This is a genomic window from Gracilibacillus sp. JCM 18860, from assembly GCF_055395245.1.
In genome coordinates this window covers 629957-646426 of the sequence record NZ_AP043868.1, presented here as the reverse complement: position 1 = coordinate 646426, position 16470 = coordinate 629957, and the positions used below count along the sequence as shown (strand labels likewise).

Genomic DNA, 16470 nt, shown 5'->3' with positions numbered 1-16470 from the left:
AAGGAGTTGTTCAATTTTGAAATGGTGGAGAACTGTGATAATCCTCTTTTCCGTTGTTGCGGTAGTATATCGTTTTAGAAGCTTTTTCATCAATCTCGCAAGTAATATCCCATTTTTGCGAAGGCAAACGGTTAAATTAGCAATGAATACCCCATATGTCAGAGAAAAGCTAATGAAGTCGATGTTTTCACGATAAGTCATTTGATCACCACATATGTTACTGTATATAGCCCCTTGTGGTATAATATAGTAATGTAAAGGTTGGTGATCAAATTTGTTTTTAAAGAACGAATTTCTTCAAAATAGTATGGTGCTACAGCTCATACAAAATGAAAATTTCGATTTAATTTCCATTAACAAAGAGCAAACAGAATATTTATTAGAGAGAAAACGGAAGAACAAAAAAGATGTTGTACATATCTCTATGAACCAAATGGACTGGAAGCGAGAGCTCCTTTCATTCAATAAACATCTTGAAAATAGTTACACCAAACATCAAGCAACAACAATTTGGAAGAAAAATATTCATTTTCATCATGTTTATGTGGTAGATTACCAACCAGTGGATAGCTGGGAAGAACTAAAGGAAACATCATCAAATCGGATGAAGTCGTCCGTGTATATGCTAGATATAGACAGTAGAGAAGAGGAGATAGAAAGATTAATTAGAGCGCTCGATTTAGCTTTGTCATTTCAAACAGATGTATCTGAAGACCTGATGGAACTTGAACAAAGAAATGTAAATCTAAAACAAAACATTCTTTTCGAACACACTAAACAACAGCAACAGCTACAGCAGCTATTTAAGCAAGGGAAACCATTCTGGACCTATCTATTACTTGCTATCAATATTGTGATGTATATACTTCTTGAATTCAATGGGGGATCTACCTCAACAAAAAATTTGATCGAATTTGGTGCCAAGTATAATGTTGCGATAATCGATGGAGAATGGTGGAGATTGATTAGCTCCATGTTCCTTCATATTGGAATTGCCCATATCCTACTCAACATGTTTGCCTTATATTATATCGGCACACTAGTGGAAAGAATCTATGGGGGCACTCGGTTCCTTATCATCTATTTTATTGCAGGTATTGTTGGAGGATTAGCCAGTTTTGCCCTTAATCCATCGATTGCAGCAGGGGCATCAGGTGCAATTTTTGGATTATTTGGAGCGTTATTATTCTTTGGCTCCCAGTATCCTAAAGCATTTTTCCGAACAATGGGCTGGAATATCATTATTGTGATTATTATCAATATTATTTTTGGATTTAGTATGCCACAAATTGATAACGGTGCACATATTGGTGGGTTAATAGGTGGAGCTATTGGTGCTGCTGTTGTCATGTTTAAACAACGATCCAAAATACTTTGGCAAACGGCTGCCCTTCTACTACTTCTATTAGTGAGTGGGGGAATATGGTTTTATGGAAACGCCAATGAGGAAGTTCAATTTGATGAAACACTCCAGGTTATCCATTCTCATATGCTTCTAGAACAAGAACAATATGAGAAAACCTATGAGGTGCTAACAAAAGCAATGCCTTACGCAGACAAGCTTGAAGCAGAGCTTCGCTTTAATCGCTCCTATGCGAGTATCTTTTTAAACAAAAATCAAGAGGCAATCACTGATTTGGAGAGAACAATTGAAATCAAACCAGAATATCATGAAGCCCTTTATAATCTTGCGTTATTATATCATGAAGAGAATAGACGAGAAGAAGCGTTAGATTTATTAAAAAAAGCGGTAGAATTAGCACCAAACAATCAGGACTATCAACAGTTCTATGAGCAGCTTCAAAAGGAAACCATTTGAAAATAGACTGTCTTATATTTGTTGAATCAATTTTTCTAATTGATTCTGATCATTGCGAAACAAAACGATTAGATGATCATTATTTTTATCGATTAGGATTAACGGCATGGTATGGTTGGTGATTTTCTCAGCATTGGCAATTGGTAGGATATAATTTTTATATAAGCCTTCCCATAGCTGACCAATGACTCTATCGGTTTCGTCTTGCGTCAACCCAGTCAATGGTTTTGTCGCATAATCAACAATGGATGTAAGAGGCACAAAATAATAATTATCAGTATTGATTGCTGCCTCTTTTATCCAATTACGCCACATGTAATCTAGATGTTGATTTTTCGTATGGTCCAATGTTTCCTTCCATTCTTTCTGTTCCTTAGATTCTGGATCCCGAAAGGATTCTAATAAGGAATGAGGAGAATCGACCACATATAACGAATCACTAGTCATTTTTTGAACACTCTTTATATCATTGTCCTTGTCGTTATGAATTTCCCCATAATGAAAAGTAACTGCTTCAAAATGAGTGCTATCACTTTCTTCAAATTCTAGTTGTAGAACAATGTTTTGTTCTTCCTGTTTCCATAACCCTTTGACACCTTTTAATTTTCCATCCATATATAATAGTGAAACATCCTGTCTTAAGTAGGCAGGTTTACTTAATTGACTCTCTGTTTCCCACTTCATGAGATACTGGTCATTCCCTGTCTGCTCTACTAGTGATAAGTGAGTGTCAGCAGAAGTAAATTCAACTGAAGGATCTAATGGGAAAAATTTAATCGTCTCCTCACTAGTTGGGTTTAACACTGTGGATAGTAAGAGTAGAATGATCATTAAGATTACAGTGGCTCCTTGAATATAGATTCCTCTCATTTTAAATCTCCCTATTTCATAATTTAGTTATTTATGCTTGTCCCACTGACGGATTTCTTCAAACCTGCATTTTTTTAACTTTGCTGCGTAAACTAATGGAAAATCGTTAGAAGCAGGTGTTAAGCATGGAGAAAGAAAAGCATTTATCACATGATTATGATGAAAACATTCAATATATACATGATTATTTGGCGGTCGATAAGAGTTTTGATTTAATTCAACTTAATTTACATTATGCAGGCAGGAGAATGTCTCTTTTTTTAATAGATGGATTGATCAAAGATGAAATGCTTCATTATTTAATGAAATTTTTGGCGCTTTTAGATGAAGAGGAACTAGAGGAAAATCCCCTTGAACAGCTTATGCAACGATTTATACCATATGTGGAAATCGATACAGAGACAGATTTAAATAAAACAGCTAACCTTGTACTCGGGGGACCATCCGCATTAGTGGTGGAGGGATTAGATAAGATTATTTTGATTGATGCCAGAACCTACCCGGTAAGAAGCCCTTCTGAACCAGATCTTGAACGTGTGGTTAGAGGTTCGAGGGATGGATTTGTTGAGACGATTATATTCAACACTGCTCTAACAAGGCGAAAAGTAAGAGACCGATCCCTTAGAATGGAGTATACTTCTATAGGGAGAAGATCAAAAACGGATATTTGTATTTGTTATTTGGCAGATATAGCAGATGAAAAAAAGGTGGAAGCATTAAAAGCCCATCTTGAAAAAATCGATACAGACGGTTTGCCAATGGCGGAAAAAACGATAGAAGAATATTTAAGTGGTAAGACATGGAATCCGTATCCAACAATACGTTATACAGAGCGACCAGACACAGCAGCGGCTCACCTATATGAAGGTCATATCTTGATTATCGTAGATGGCTCACCAAGTGTTATGATAACACCTGCCACTTTTTGGCATCATTTACAGCATGCTGAAGAATACAGACAAAAACCATTTATAGGGGTATATTTGCGATTAGTTCGTTTTCTAGCAGTATTTGCTTCTTTATTTATTTTACCCTTTTATTATTTAGTCTCGACAACGACAAATTTATTACCAGAGATGCTTCATTTTATTGGTCCAAAGGAAATTGGGTTAATTCCGCTTATTTATCAGTTTATTCTTGCTGAAGTTGGGGTAGATGTATTAAGAATGGCTGCAATTCATGTTCCATCTTCTTTAGCGACAGCCTTAGGGCTCGTTTCGGCTATTTTAATCGGACAAATTGCAGTAGAAGTCGGACTATTTTCTAATGAAGTAATTTTATATTTAGCCATTGCGGTAATGGGAACGTTCGCTACACCTAGTTATGAGTTCAGTTTAGCGAACCGGATTATTCGAATATTCTTATTAATCATTACTGCTATTTTTGGAGTGAAAGGGTTTGTTATTTCGATTACTTGTTATCTCTTATATTTGATTCATTTGAAGACCTTCTATGTTGGCTATTTTTGGCCATTCATCCCGTTTAATTTACAAGCATTTCTCAATGTTTTAATAAGAAGACCTGTTCCACATAATCATTCACGCCCATCTTTTCTACATCCTAAGGATCCAGATCGACTATAAATGAGCTATGTTTTTTATTTTCATTTAGAATTTGTTCTGGTATAATGTTTTAGGTGATAGTGATGAAAAGTGTTTATGATGTGAGACAATTATTGAAACAATTTGGGACGATCATCTATATAGGTGATCGTCTTGCAGATTTAGAAATGATGGAAATCGAAATTAGAGAACTCTATAACACAAAAGCCATTTCAAAGGAACAATTTATGCAGGCAATTTCCATTTTAAAACAAGAGATAGATATAGAGAGTAGAGGAGGCTAAACAATTTGACAAAGGATGTATTAATTGGTGTTGATATTGGTGGAACAACCGTAAAGATCGCACTTATATCGACAAAAGGGGAAATGATCACAAAATGGGAAATTCCAACTATACTAAGTAATGCAGGTGAAAATGTACCTAGACATATTTGGAATGCTATTAAAGAAAAGTTACAAGATTTAAAGATTAGTAAAGATAGATGTATTGGGATGGGCGTAGGAGCACCTGGCTTTATCGAGCCTGAAACAGGTTCCATTGCTATCGCCGTTAATATCGGGTGGAGGAACTTTCCTTTAAAGGACATTTTAGAGGAGTTATCAGAACTTCCCGTTTTTATTGATAATGATGCAAATATAGCTGCATTAGGAGAGAACTGGAAAGGTTCAGGGAACCAAGTGCATAATATGCTTGCTGTAACATTGGGTACTGGTGTAGGCGGTGGTATCATATCAAATAGAAAAATAATTAGTGGTGCGAATGGCACAGGTGGCGAAATCGGTCATATTACAGTAGTCCAAGAAAATGGTGCACCTTGTAATTGTGGAAGAAGTGGATGTTTAGAAACGGTTGCTTCTGCAACAGGGATTGTTCGCCAAGCGAAAGAGTGGATTAATCTTGGAAAAGCACCATTACTTGAAGCGAAATGGAAAGAAAATGGCGAATTAACAACAAAAGATATTTTTGAAGCAGTTGCTAGCGGCGACCAACCAGCAAAACAATTAATTGATCAAATTATGGATGTTCTAGGATTTAGCCTAGCAAATATTGCTGTTACGACCAATCCAGCCAAAATAGTAATAGGTGGAGGAGTTTCTAAGGCAGGTAATGTATTATTAGATCCTCTGATCGAAGCTTTTAGGCGCTATGCATTACCAAGAATTAGTGAGGCGTGTGAAATCGTGATCGCACAATTAGGAAATGATGCTGGAGTTTATGGTGGTGCTTATCTAGTTCTCCAAAACCAAGGAAACTAAGCTTTGTGTTGTTTTCGTTAAATTATTGTAACTTTTTTTAAGATTTATGAAACTTTTATGAGATATTGATCGTCTATAATAAATAGAGAAATTAAAAATAGTAAACTATTATTTTTTTGGGGCTATTTTGAGGAGGAAAGCAATATGTTTAAAAAGAAGCTGCACATGCCTTTATATTTAATCGCAGCCATTTTATTCGGTATAAAAACATATATCGTTTATCGATTTATCTTCAATATTTCACTTGATAACGTGATGCAAGAGTTAATCTTATTTATAAATCCTTTTGCGACTGCATTTTTTATCTTTATGATAGGGATTTGGTTTAAAGAGAGAAGACAGAAGAAATATATTAAATATATCATGCTGATCGGATCATTGATTATTTATTTTAATATAGTCTTTTATCGAAACTTTTCCGATTTCATTACCATTCCTTTATTATTTCAAGGAAGTAATGCAGCTGACTTAGGCTCAAGTGTTTTAGGTCTGATTAAGCCATGGGATATTCTATTGTTTTCAGATGTCATTATTATCTGGATACTCGCTAAAAAATATGGAGAAAAACTAGTAAATCCTTTCAAAAAGCGATATAAGGTGGTTGCATTAGCTTTATCTATTGCCTTTTTATTAGGGAATTATGCATTAGCAGAGATTGAACGTCCACAGTTGTTACAAAGAACTTTTGATAGAGAGTATTTAGTTAAAAATATCGGACTATTCAGCTATCATATCTATGATGCTGTATTACACTCTAAATCTAAAGCACAAAGAGCTTTAGCCGATGGAAACCAATTAACAGATATCAAAAATTATATTGACGATGAAACAACACCTGATGAAAAATCTGACCTGTTTGGTATTGCGAAGGACAAAAATGTTATCTTTATCTCTTTAGAATCGTTACAGAGTTTTGTGATTAATAATACGGTTAATGGAGAAGAAGTAACGCCATTCTTAAATGACTTAATTGACGACAGTTATTATTTTGAGAATTTCTATCACCAAACTGCACAAGGGAAGACGTCTGATTCAGAGTTTATTGTAGAAAACTCTTTATATCCTTCTCCAAGGGGAGCAGTTTACTTTACACATGCACAAAATGATTTTCACTCTTTACCAGAAATTTTAGGTAACAATGGTTACAATTCGAATGTCTTTCATGCCAACAATAAGAGTTTCTGGAATCGTGATGTCATGTACGAAAATACTGGCTATGATAAATTCTTTGATGTGAACTCTTATGATGTCAATGAAGAGAATAGCGTAGGCTGGGGATTGAAGGATAAAGAATTCTTTAGTCAATCAATGAAATATTTGAATGAGTTACCACAGCCTTTTTATTCTAAATTTATTACGTTAACGAATCACTATCCGTTTGATTTAGAGCAAGAGGATGCAACAATTGAGAAATATGATTCAAATTCTAGAACATTAAATCAATATTTCCAAACAGTTAGATATATGGATGAAGCAGTAGAACAATTCTTTAATCAGCTTAAAGAATCCGGGTTATACGAAGATTCGATCATTGTTTTAATGGGAGATCATTATGGTATTAGTGATTTTCACAAAAAAGCGATGAGTACGTATTTAGATAAGGAATATACAGATTATCAGCATATTCAGTTACAACGCGTTCCATTTTATATTCATATCCCTGGTGAAGAAGGGAAAGTAATGTCAGAAATTGCAGGTCAAGTTGATGTCAAACCTACCTTATTACATTTATTAGGTATGGATACTTCCAATGATCTATCATTTGGAACAGACTTATTTGTTGATGATCGAAAACCATTTGTTGCATTACGTGATGGTAGTTTTATAACAGATGACTATGTCTATACGAAAGATCAATGCTATGATCGCGAAACAGGTGAATTGATTGAAGAAGAAACAAATGATGAAACAGAAGTAGAAGGTTCTGCTTGTGGACCATATGTCGAACAAGTAGAAAAAGAATTATCCTATTCAGACGAAATCATTTTCGGAGATCTATTCCGTTTCTATGATTTCAAGGATAAATAGTATTAAGGACCAATAAAAAACCTCTGATCTAAACTTTGATCAGAGGTTTTTTCAATAGAGCGTTGAGGCTTATAAGAAAGTAAAGAACCGCCAATCCAAGGATTGGCGGTTCAAAATATGTAAATCATCGTATATCAAAGATTAACCAGCTATTAAAGGCTTGATTAGTTCAGCATATAGTGTTGCAATGGAGAAGAATCCAAATACTAATGCAGAAATAGCTGAAAATGCAGCACCAAACATATTTTGTGATTTAAATTCACGAATAATTGCTATGGCACACAAAATAGCAACAACTAAGAAAATGAATCCAATTACCATGATAAACCTCCTATATCTCTTTCTAATTTCATTTTTAAATTTTTACAGTTATAATATGTATAAATAATTAGTGCATGCAAGCTTGTTTATGCCTAATAAATAGAGAACTTGCTTTATCTAGTGTAAAACAAAAGTGACATTTTGTCTATTGAAATCCCTTTATTTTTCTTAATTAATCATTATAGAAAGGTGTGTTCCATTCATGAAACTTATTAAAAGAACCTTAGGTGAGCTTCAAACAAACTGCTATATACTTCAAGAAGGGCATGAGGCGATCATTTTTGATCCAGCAGGTGAACCAGAAAAGATTATTTCCTACATCGAGAAACAATCCTTAAAACCTCTTGCTATCTTATTAACCCATTCACACTTTGATCATATTGGAGCATTAGAGGAAATAAGACAGCAATATAAGGCTCCTGTGTATGTACATCCTGAGGAAAAGGAATGGTTACAGAATCCAGAGTTAAATGGTTCCTTACTATTCTTTGGTCAGAAAGTAACCTGTCGTCCAGCTGAATATGTTGTAGAGGAGCGAAGTTATACAATAGGTCCCTTTCAATTTGACGTGTTTCATACACCAGGTCACTCCCCTGGTGGTGTAGCTTTTATTTTTCATCAGGAATCCATCTTGATCGGTGGAGACAGCTTGTTTCGTGAGGGAATTGGGAGAACTGATTTGCCAGGTGGAGATATAGACGAATTAATACATAGCATTGAGAAGAAATTATTTCTTTTACCTGAAGAATATCTTGTTTACCCGGGACATGGCCCTGAAACATCCATTGGCTATGAAAAACAAAATAATCCGTTTCTACAATAGAGAAAATGCTCTGATCTACTGTAAGATCAGAGCATTTTTGATTAATGTCCAAAGCCTGGAACAAGAATGAAATTTGAATAATATGTAAAACCAATGAAGAATATCGTACAATATGCGGCAAATAAGTACATATACATTCTCTCCGATAACTTAAGAAATCCTACTCCTAGGAAAAAGACCGTTTGAGCAAGGAATAAGTATGCCATTGAAATCATATCACCTACATAAAACATTACAGCAAAAATACCTGTCCAAAATGCAAGCATACGAAATACTCGATCCATATATTCCGCCTCCTTCTTACATACTATGTATTATCATTTATCACGATGTGTAGATCTCCACTCGTTCTTTAAAAAACATTAGTAAAATGAATGCTAGTAGACACCACACAAAGATACTCTCATTATATTATATACGAGTCAGACTAAAAAGTAAATTATTCTTAAAAACTTTCCCTTTTCATTTTAATGGCTCTATTACTATCTATTCCTGAACTGCTTGCTTTATTTTGGATATTGGCGCTGAAAAGTTTGTCGTTGATAAGCTCCTTTATCTGTCCTCATTTTTACTAAATAATACGCAATGTTGCCATTGATAGATGTTGATTCTAATTTTGCCTCTCCATAAGGAAAAGAATAAGTAACGGGCAATTCAACTGACATGTTTTTTGAAAAGGCATTGGTGGCCATTCGATATATCGTATGAAGCTTATATTGCTCGATTTGGTTATATGTCGTACGACGATTCAGATCATATAACGCAAGCTGATGGAAGGTAAACAAAAGAAAAATACTAATAATGAAAAGGATATATGGAAAAGCGTAACCATGCTCGGATTTATGGGAAGGGAATAAGTTTCTTTTCATACTGCTTCCCTCCTTTCATCACTAAGGATAGGTGTACCATAGCTGCTCTTGATAAATTCCAGCTTTCTACCTCTCGTAGCATAATTTCATGGCCAAGACCGTTTACCTGTCTTCGTATTGTTTTTTGATAAAGGGAATAATTAATTTTATCCCCATTAGTATGTTCAAATATTAATTGGTTATGATCAATTTTAACTTGATCAGCAAGCTTCCATTCATCTTCTAAAAAATGAAAGAATTGAAATACCTCTAAGTCCTTGTCATTTTTGTGTTGAGAGATAATCGTAAATACTTGCCCTGCTATAAAAAATATGAGAAGGGTAGCAAAAACACTAATGAGTGTGGATACTAGCGAAAAACCATTTTGATCATGACGTAGAGGCATAAAGGCATAACCTTTCATTGTTCTTTTTAACATTTTTCCAGGTAGCACATCCTTTCAAATAAGAGGAGGTTTGTTTAAATTTTAGTGTAACTGGATTTCTTATCCATTCTTCTTTTGTTACTACCATTGGATCCGTTGAAGAATGAAGTAAGAGTTCTTCATAGAGTTGGTGGATGACAATTCGTTTATCTGCTAACACCTCGTTTTCCAGTCTTAATTGAGTATATAGTGGCATTAATGTCAATATTAGACAGAGAAAGACAATAGCAGCTACGAGTGCTTCTATATTCAAATAACCAGATTGATTATGAGGAGTCAGAATAACACCTCCCTTTTCCAAAAGGACATGTGATAAAATATTGATTTTCTCTTGTAATAATTTTAAAGCTTCCTGGCTTATTTAACGTACCCTTATGGCTGTAAGTAATTGGAAACTTTAAGGTATTGGTTTCAATCGACCAATCGTCAGGGTAATGTCGAGTTAAAACAATTTCACCATAACCAGCTTCTCTAATATGATAGCGATGGTAGGAACGTTCAAGACTGAGGTAATAACGTTCATCATTCATCATATTTAGCTGTTGCAAATATAGTAAATCTAAGTTGAACTGTTGCAGAAACTGCCTATATTCTTTTTTCTCTATTGTTTTAAATAAATGTCCGGCCCCAACTGATAGGAGGGAGATAATTACTGCTAAGACGAGTAACAGTTCGACTAGTGTAAATCCGTGCTCCTCCTTAATTGGCAACATCGACAATCCGAAAGGAAGGTGTCGCTTCATCACTGATATACTCCAGTTTTTTCGTGCCATTATTACAGGTGATCGATTTCAAATAGTTTTTCGTTTTTAAATCTTGAGCAGATGTAATACTTTTCTGATTGTCTAATTTAAATGCAATTAATTGATTTTCTGCTAGCTCTAATAAAGCATCACAACCTTTATCCTGAATCGAGCTACTTTTTTCAGCTAAGTTTGGAATAAATAAGATAAGCAAAAGACTAATGACAGCAAGAACGATGAGCATTTCTATTAAGGTAAAGCCTTTTTGGTTATTTAACATGATCATACCTCACTTTTAGATGGTTTGGATGTAATCGAACATTGGTAACATTAAGGCAAGATAGACAATAAGAATTAAAGTAGCTAACAAGATTAGAAATATTGGTTGAATCATTTTTAACCATTTTTTCATTAATTCCTCCATTTCAAAAAGTAGATGCTCTGCATAAAGCTGAAGATCCTCAGCTATCTGACTAGTGTTACGGTCCTTTTGCATAATTCTAGACATTTCACGTTTTAAGAGTTCGCAGGAGGGGAGGATGGTTTCTAAGTGAAAACCTTGGACGAGGTGGTCTATAATGGTGGAAGCATAGAAGCTTGTAATGGGTTCATTTCTTTCTGATTGTAGAATAGAGAGAGCGTTTTTAAAATTTAAGCCTGTCTTGAGCAAAGAACTTAAATGGGTGGAAAAATAAAAGGAGATTTCTAATGTTTTATACTGTTTCAATAATGGTATAAAGTGAAAGACTTTTAGTTTAGTTTCAATCGTTACTTTATCCTTTAGATATTTAATAGATAACATTAATAACAAACTAAAAATGATGAGAATAAATATTCCATAAAAGATAATATCCACTGTCAGCATAGCATTTTGAAAAATAGCGTTGGAACCGTTCGTATGGAACAAGTTAACAAATGAAGGGAAGATATATCTTTTCATACAAAATAGAATTAGTAAAAAAAAGATGAACAGAAAAAGAGGATAGCGAGTCATTTGTTTAAACCTATCTACATAATTTTTTTGTTGTTGTAATAAAAAGCTACAATGCTTGATACCGTCCTGCAAATTTCCATGTTTAATGGTGATTTCAAGAAAGTGAACAATTCGTTGTTGAAAATGGACCTCTTCTAGTGCGGTTGGTAATGTTTTTCCATGCTGCAAGGAATGGGAGATCCTGTCTGCAATTAACTCTAACTCGTCATCCCAACTAACGATCTCTAGCGCATCATTTAAGCTATACCCGTTTTGGTTCAGTTGTTGTATACGGTATAGTATTCGATATTGTGTGTCTATCGATAATTTTTTTCTTCTAAAATAGAAAAGACTGGTGGATAAAACCATAAGCAAATGCCTTTCTTTTTAGCTTTTGGAAATCATAAATATTCATTTTTATTCCTTTCTGATCAATAGTAGTTGTCAAAGCATTACCGGCTAATAACTCTAGAATAGCAGCTCGATTTTCACGATATTTCCATACATGTAGAGGAATTAATTGTACCGAAGCTACTGCTAATAAGCTTTGCTTTAAATCCATTGGCTGAATCTCCATGTCAATTAATCGCTGTATGGTACCGAGTGTATCTTTTGCGTGTAAGGTTGATAATACTAAATGACCTGTATAAGCGGCTCGAAAGACGAATTCGGCTGTTTTTTTATCACGAATTTCTCCAACCAAAAGTATGTCTGGATCATGTCGTAAGGCAGCCTTTAAGCCGTCATCATATGTGATGCCAGTCGATTCATTTATTGGCACTTGTATCACATCATTTAATTCTTTTTCAATAGGATCTTCTAATGTAATAATTTGATATTTTCGGTCCTTCATTAAGCTTTTCACCATTGCATAAAGAGTGGTTGTTTTTCCAGATCCTGTAGGACCTGTTAATAAAATAACGCCAGCGCGATACTTTAACCATTTATTTATTTGTTGTATTTGTTTTGGGAATAAAAATAATTCTTCTAATTGTTGAATTTTTTTTTGAGGTAGGATACGAATCACTAAGCTTTCAGTGGTATTAGTAGGTAAAGAGGAAAGCCTTAAGGAGAATTTTTGGCTCTTGTAAGAAATGGATATGGCTCCTTGCTGGGGTTTTCTTGTTTCTCCAATATCCATGTTACTAATAAATTTGTAATAAGCTAAGATCGTGGTATAAGCTTGGAGACTTAATTGTTTGAAAAACTGTCTCTTTCCAATCACACGGAAATAAATATCTATCTTGCTCTCTTTTGGAATGTAGTGGATGTCTGAAGCATTTTGTTCGATAGCAGTATGGAGTATTTGATTCGATAAAATGGTTGCATGGTTCAAATATATATTCACCTCCCTGATTAAAGATGCTACAATGTCTAATATACATATTCGACGTCATTGTTTAATATCCTTCTTTAAAAACACAAAAATGGGAGGTAATCTATAGTTTATGAAAAGTATTTATTTAATTGGCTTTATGGGTAGTGGAAAAACGACTGTCGCAAATGGTCTCTCTCAAGCATTTACAAAAGAAGTGCTAGATACCGATGAGATCATTGTACAGAAATACCATCAATCGATTCCAGAGATTTTCCAACAGAAGGGTGAATCAACATTCAGAGAATATGAATCATCCGTATTATTCCAAACACCAACAGAGGATACCATCATTGCGACTGGTGGAGGAATAATTGAGAAGGATAGTAATAGAAAATGGCTAAAAGAAAATGGTATTAGCGTCTTTCTGAAAACCTCTTGGGAAGAGATTAACCAACGTTTGATAAATGATACAGATCGACCTATATGGAATAATCAGTCTCGAAATAAAAGAATATTACTAGAAGAGCGTATACCTAAGTATGAAGAAGTTGCAGATATCATCGTACATACAGATGGTAAATCGATTGGGGATATCGTAAAAGAAATACAAGATAAGCTTCTTGAAATGAATAAATCGATATAAGCTGGGCAATAAATAAATTAAAGACACTTATTGCTAGAGGGTGTAAACGATGTCCAGTGAGGATTATGTAAAATACATGACGCAAAAAATCGTGAAATATATGGATACACCAAAAGAAGAAAGACAAAAGCAGAAAAAGCCGAGAGAAAAGGAACACCATGTATACTCGAATCGTTGGTTTGGTGTTTTACCATTTGCCTTTCGACTATTTTTGCGAAGAAAGAAATAAAAAAGGTGCTGGCTTATATTGTCAGCACCTTTTTATCTTAGAAAAGTTTATTGAGAGATGATCGACGCATTTGTATTTTCACTTAGATAGAAGAGCCCAGCGTTTATTACTTTGAGAGAAATCTTTGGTTCTAACCGTTCCTTTACTCTATATAGCTCCTGCTCATACAGGTCAGAGAGATCATCGTTCTTCGAGAAAAAGTGCTCCAACAACTTGCGTTCATCCTCTAATGCTTTCTGAGCATCGGACGCCCAATACATATCTTCGTTGCTCAATTTCTCCTCAAAATATTGAAAAATTCGATAAAAACCACTAGATGGTTTGATTAAAGGAGATATCGTATAGCTATAGTCTGACATCACTCGTTGTAAAGGAAGAGAATCTAATTTCAACATCATATTGGTTAACATCGTGCCATTGATAAGTTGAAGTCCAATCGATTGAATATGATCTTTTTTTTGCTTGCCGAAGTATTCCATTTTAACATTGACTACTAACCAAGGGAGAAGGGAGGTTTTCATCTCTCCATCGGTTTGTTCATATAGCAAAGTAATTCTTGCTTTATCTTGGATATAGGAAAATATTTGTTGCAATCTTGGGCTCCCGAAATGTATCCATTCTTTTTGGTCATCCAATTTCTCAGGACTAGTATTTAAGGATAAAGACATTGGAACACCTTGCTGGCCCATTTTATCCATATAATGCCAATAAAATGGACGATTCATTAAGGCTTGATCCAATTCTCTCGTTAATTGGACTTCTAATGTATGCTCTGTTTCTTCACGTATAGCACAATCCTGAATGGTAAAGAAATCATATAAGAATTGATGCAAATTAGTTAATTTCATGAAGTTTCACCTACCTGTTCATCTACCATGGAGGAGATTACAGAGCTTAAATTCTCCATTTTAATTTTCGTTTCGCCTGCAGAATTTGATTCAGCGAAAATTTGTGAAATTTCCTTTTCTAAATTTTTCATTTCTAGCTTTGCAAGGATTTGATCTAGCTGTCCGATGACATTCTCAAATAGGCTAATTTTGTTATAAAGTAATTCCATTACTTGCTCTTCCATTGTTTGTTTAGTGGCAAGATTATAAATAGTAACATCGTTTTCCTGGCCATAACGATGAATTCTACCGATTCTTTGCTCAAGTCGCATCGGATTCCAAGGAAGGTCATAATTAATAAGGTGATGACAAAACTGTAAATTTATCCCTTCACCAGCTGCCTCGGTCGCGATCATCACTTGAGCATGCTCTTGGAACAGTTGTCTCATCCAATCTTTTTTTCCTTTTTTAAATCCACCGCGATAAATAACTGCAGGAATTCCTTCTTGTTTTAATAACCATTGTAAATAAATTTGGGTTGCTCTGTATTCGGTGAACACAATGAATTTCTCATCAGACTTTTTGATTAATTCTGCGACCTTTAAAGCCTTCGCATGGTGTGGTAATTGTTCTATTCTAGCCATTACTTGTTGAATTTCTTCCTTAATTTCCATCGATTCAGAAGATTCCAGCCATTTTTTTAAGGAAAGATAACAGGCTTCGCGTGAACTACAAAATTCCCGCTTATAGGTGACACTTGAAAAAGCTTGAACTCCTTGGAAAATGGTTTCGATTAAATCATAGACTGCCTGCTCTTCTTCGGAAAATTCCACCCAAATGGTTTCCACTTTACGTTTTGTCCATTCAATTCCTGTATCTTCTCTACGATTCCGCACCATTACTTTACTGATTAGCTGTTTTAAATAAGGATCCTTTTCCATTTCTTTCTTTTGATCACGGTATAGTTGAAGAAAATCATCATAAGTACCTAAATACCCGGGCTTTATTAAACTAATTAAATTAAAAATATCTGTTAATTTATTTTGAACAGGCGTTGCTGTTAGTAGTAAAAAATACTTCTTCTGTAAAGCTTGAACAAATTGATAATTCTTCGTTTGGTGATTTTTTAGCTTATGTGCTTCATCTACAATGACAAAATCATAGTTTTGCTCAAGTATTGCACTTCTATGTGGCTCACGCTTTGCTGTATCCAATGTGGTTATAATAATATTGGCAGCTTGCCAATTTGTTCGCTTTCCGGCAGTTAGGGCAGGGATGAGAAATTTCTTATTTAATTCTAATGCCCATTGGTTTACGAGAGAAGCAGGAGCTAAAATAAGTACTTTCTGTACTAAACCTCTTATTAAAAACTCCTTAAGAATTAATCCTGCTTCGATTGTTTTTCCTAGCCCTACCTCATCGGCTAAAAGTGCTCTTCCATTCATCTCCTGTATCACCGTTTCCGCACATTTTTGTTGATGAGGGAGGAACGTTAAGTGTGGTAAGAACTTAGGAGAAACAAGGGTATCGAAATCTTCAATTTTTAATGTTTCAGCGATTTGGTAGGATTGCTTAAATAATTTCCAATCACATAATTGATCTGGACTATGAATAAGGTTCGAAAACTCTGAAATAAAGTTATGATCTTTTTCTATTGGTATCCGCATAATCAACCGTCCTAGTCTTTGTTTTCCATATCAACATTTTTACTTTTTAATAGTGTTGACAAAAACCAAAAAAAAAAATCAGGGAATCCTGATTTT

At 34.6% G+C, this 16470-nt stretch carries 21 protein-coding genes; 9 read left to right on the top strand and 12 right to left on the bottom strand.

Features of this window, described 5'->3' with window-relative positions:
* The first annotated feature begins 16 nt into the window (after positions 1–16).
* Together ACZ5R4_RS03420 and ACZ5R4_RS03415 are read left to right on the top strand one after the other, a co-directional pair.
* Positions 17–196 (top strand): hypothetical protein, encoded by a 180-nt coding sequence (locus tag ACZ5R4_RS03420; protein ID WP_146202431.1) that lies wholly within the window; start codon positions 17–19, stop codon positions 194–196.
* A 78-nt stretch (positions 197–274) separates the two neighbouring features.
* Complete coding sequence (locus ACZ5R4_RS03415) at positions 275–1819, top strand: tetratricopeptide repeat protein (protein WP_464368068.1); 1545 nt, start codon at positions 275–277, stop codon at positions 1817–1819.
* 12 nt (positions 1820–1831) lie between these two features.
* On the opposite strand, the gene ACZ5R4_RS03410 is transcribed toward ACZ5R4_RS03415, so the two are convergent.
* Positions 1832–2689, bottom strand: coding sequence for a hypothetical protein (locus ACZ5R4_RS03410; RefSeq protein WP_109984177.1), 858 nt, complete (start codon positions 2687–2689; stop codon positions 1832–1834).
* Positions 2690–2814: 125 nt separating this feature from the next.
* On the opposite strand from ACZ5R4_RS03410, the gene ACZ5R4_RS03405 reads away from it, so the two are divergent.
* The 4 genes from ACZ5R4_RS03405 to ACZ5R4_RS03390 all read left to right on the top strand — a co-directional run bounded on the left by ACZ5R4_RS03405 (position 2815) and on the right by ACZ5R4_RS03390 (position 7537).
* Positions 2815–4272: a spore germination protein gene (locus ACZ5R4_RS03405; RefSeq protein ID WP_109984178.1), complete on the top strand. Its 1458-nt coding sequence runs from the start codon at positions 2815–2817 to the stop codon at positions 4270–4272.
* Between the two features lie 62 nt (positions 4273–4334).
* Positions 4335–4535 (top strand): YqgQ family protein, encoded by a 201-nt coding sequence (locus ACZ5R4_RS03400; protein ID WP_054788872.1) that lies wholly within the window; start codon positions 4335–4337, stop codon positions 4533–4535.
* Positions 4536–4540: 5 nt separating this feature from the next.
* The gene (locus ACZ5R4_RS03395; RefSeq protein ID WP_054788873.1) at positions 4541–5509 is read left to right on the top strand and encodes an ROK family glucokinase; all 969 of its coding nucleotides are present in this window, start codon (positions 4541–4543) and stop codon (positions 5507–5509) included.
* A gap of 144 nt (positions 5510–5653) precedes the next feature.
* Positions 5654–7537: an LTA synthase family protein gene (locus ACZ5R4_RS03390; protein ID WP_054859290.1), complete on the top strand. Its 1884-nt coding sequence runs from the start codon at positions 5654–5656 to the stop codon at positions 7535–7537.
* A gap of 141 nt (positions 7538–7678) precedes the next feature.
* On the opposite strand, the gene ACZ5R4_RS03385 is transcribed toward ACZ5R4_RS03390, so the two are convergent.
* A complete protein-coding gene (locus ACZ5R4_RS03385; RefSeq protein WP_054788874.1) occupies positions 7679–7858 on the bottom strand; it encodes a DUF2759 family protein in 180 nt (59 codons plus the stop codon).
* Between the two features lie 202 nt (positions 7859–8060).
* Here ACZ5R4_RS03385 and ACZ5R4_RS03380 point away from each other — a divergent pair, with 202 nt between their 5' ends.
* Entirely contained in the window at positions 8061–8681 is a 621-nt protein-coding gene (locus ACZ5R4_RS03380) for an MBL fold metallo-hydrolase (RefSeq protein WP_054788875.1), read from the top strand.
* Between the two features lie 41 nt (positions 8682–8722).
* Here the strand turns inward: ACZ5R4_RS03380 and ACZ5R4_RS03375 are convergent, their stop codons facing one another.
* The 8 genes from ACZ5R4_RS03375 to comGA form a co-directional block, all read right to left on the bottom strand.
* A complete protein-coding gene (locus ACZ5R4_RS03375) occupies positions 8723–8965 on the bottom strand; it encodes a DUF2626 domain-containing protein (RefSeq protein WP_054788876.1) in 243 nt (80 codons plus the stop codon).
* A 222-nt stretch (positions 8966–9187) separates the two neighbouring features.
* Positions 9188–9550, bottom strand: a complete 363-nt coding sequence (locus ACZ5R4_RS03370; protein ID WP_054859292.1) for a hypothetical protein — start codon at positions 9548–9550, stop codon at positions 9188–9190.
* On the bottom strand, positions 9522–9968 hold the full coding sequence (locus ACZ5R4_RS03365) for a ComGF family competence protein (protein ID WP_277677893.1): 447 nt from the start codon (positions 9966–9968) through the stop codon (positions 9522–9524). The genes ACZ5R4_RS03370 and ACZ5R4_RS03365 overlap by 29 nt, the downstream gene beginning before the upstream one ends.
* Positions 9919–10275, bottom strand: coding sequence for a hypothetical protein (locus tag ACZ5R4_RS03360; RefSeq protein WP_277677894.1), 357 nt, complete (start codon positions 10273–10275; stop codon positions 9919–9921). The genes ACZ5R4_RS03365 and ACZ5R4_RS03360 overlap by 50 nt, the downstream gene beginning before the upstream one ends.
* Positions 10241–10717, bottom strand: a complete 477-nt coding sequence (comGD, locus tag ACZ5R4_RS03355) for a competence type IV pilus minor pilin ComGD (RefSeq protein ID WP_181397483.1) — start codon at positions 10715–10717, stop codon at positions 10241–10243. The genes ACZ5R4_RS03360 and comGD overlap by 35 nt, the downstream gene beginning before the upstream one ends.
* A complete protein-coding gene (gene comGC / locus ACZ5R4_RS03350; RefSeq protein ID WP_054788881.1) occupies positions 10674–10997 on the bottom strand; it encodes a competence type IV pilus major pilin ComGC in 324 nt (107 codons plus the stop codon). Before comGC ends, comGD begins: the two co-directional genes overlap by 44 nt.
* A gap of 15 nt (positions 10998–11012) precedes the next feature.
* A complete protein-coding gene (locus ACZ5R4_RS03345) occupies positions 11013–12059 on the bottom strand; it encodes a type II secretion system F family protein (protein ID WP_054859295.1) in 1047 nt (348 codons plus the stop codon).
* Complete coding sequence (gene comGA, locus ACZ5R4_RS03340) at positions 12028–13026, bottom strand: competence type IV pilus ATPase ComGA (RefSeq protein WP_464368067.1); 999 nt, start codon at positions 13024–13026, stop codon at positions 12028–12030. Before comGA ends, ACZ5R4_RS03345 begins: the two co-directional genes overlap by 32 nt.
* Before the next feature lie 112 nt (positions 13027–13138).
* On the opposite strand from comGA, the gene ACZ5R4_RS03335 reads away from it, so the two are divergent.
* Both ACZ5R4_RS03335 and ACZ5R4_RS03330 read left to right on the top strand, forming a co-directional pair.
* A complete protein-coding gene (locus ACZ5R4_RS03335) occupies positions 13139–13651 on the top strand; it encodes a shikimate kinase (protein WP_054788883.1) in 513 nt (170 codons plus the stop codon).
* 49 nt (positions 13652–13700) lie between these two features.
* Positions 13701–13880 (top strand): YqzE family protein, encoded by a 180-nt coding sequence (locus ACZ5R4_RS03330; RefSeq protein ID WP_054859296.1) that lies wholly within the window; start codon positions 13701–13703, stop codon positions 13878–13880.
* 47 nt (positions 13881–13927) lie between these two features.
* Here the strand turns inward: ACZ5R4_RS03330 and ACZ5R4_RS03325 are convergent, their stop codons facing one another.
* Positions 13928–14728 (bottom strand): YqhG family protein, encoded by an 801-nt coding sequence (locus ACZ5R4_RS03325; RefSeq protein WP_054859297.1) that lies wholly within the window; start codon positions 14726–14728, stop codon positions 13928–13930.
* Positions 14725–16374 (bottom strand): DEAD/DEAH box helicase, encoded by a 1650-nt coding sequence (locus tag ACZ5R4_RS03320; RefSeq protein WP_109984187.1) that lies wholly within the window; start codon positions 16372–16374, stop codon positions 14725–14727. Before ACZ5R4_RS03320 ends, ACZ5R4_RS03325 begins: the two co-directional genes overlap by 4 nt.
* Between the last annotated feature and the right edge of the window lie 96 nt (positions 16375–16470).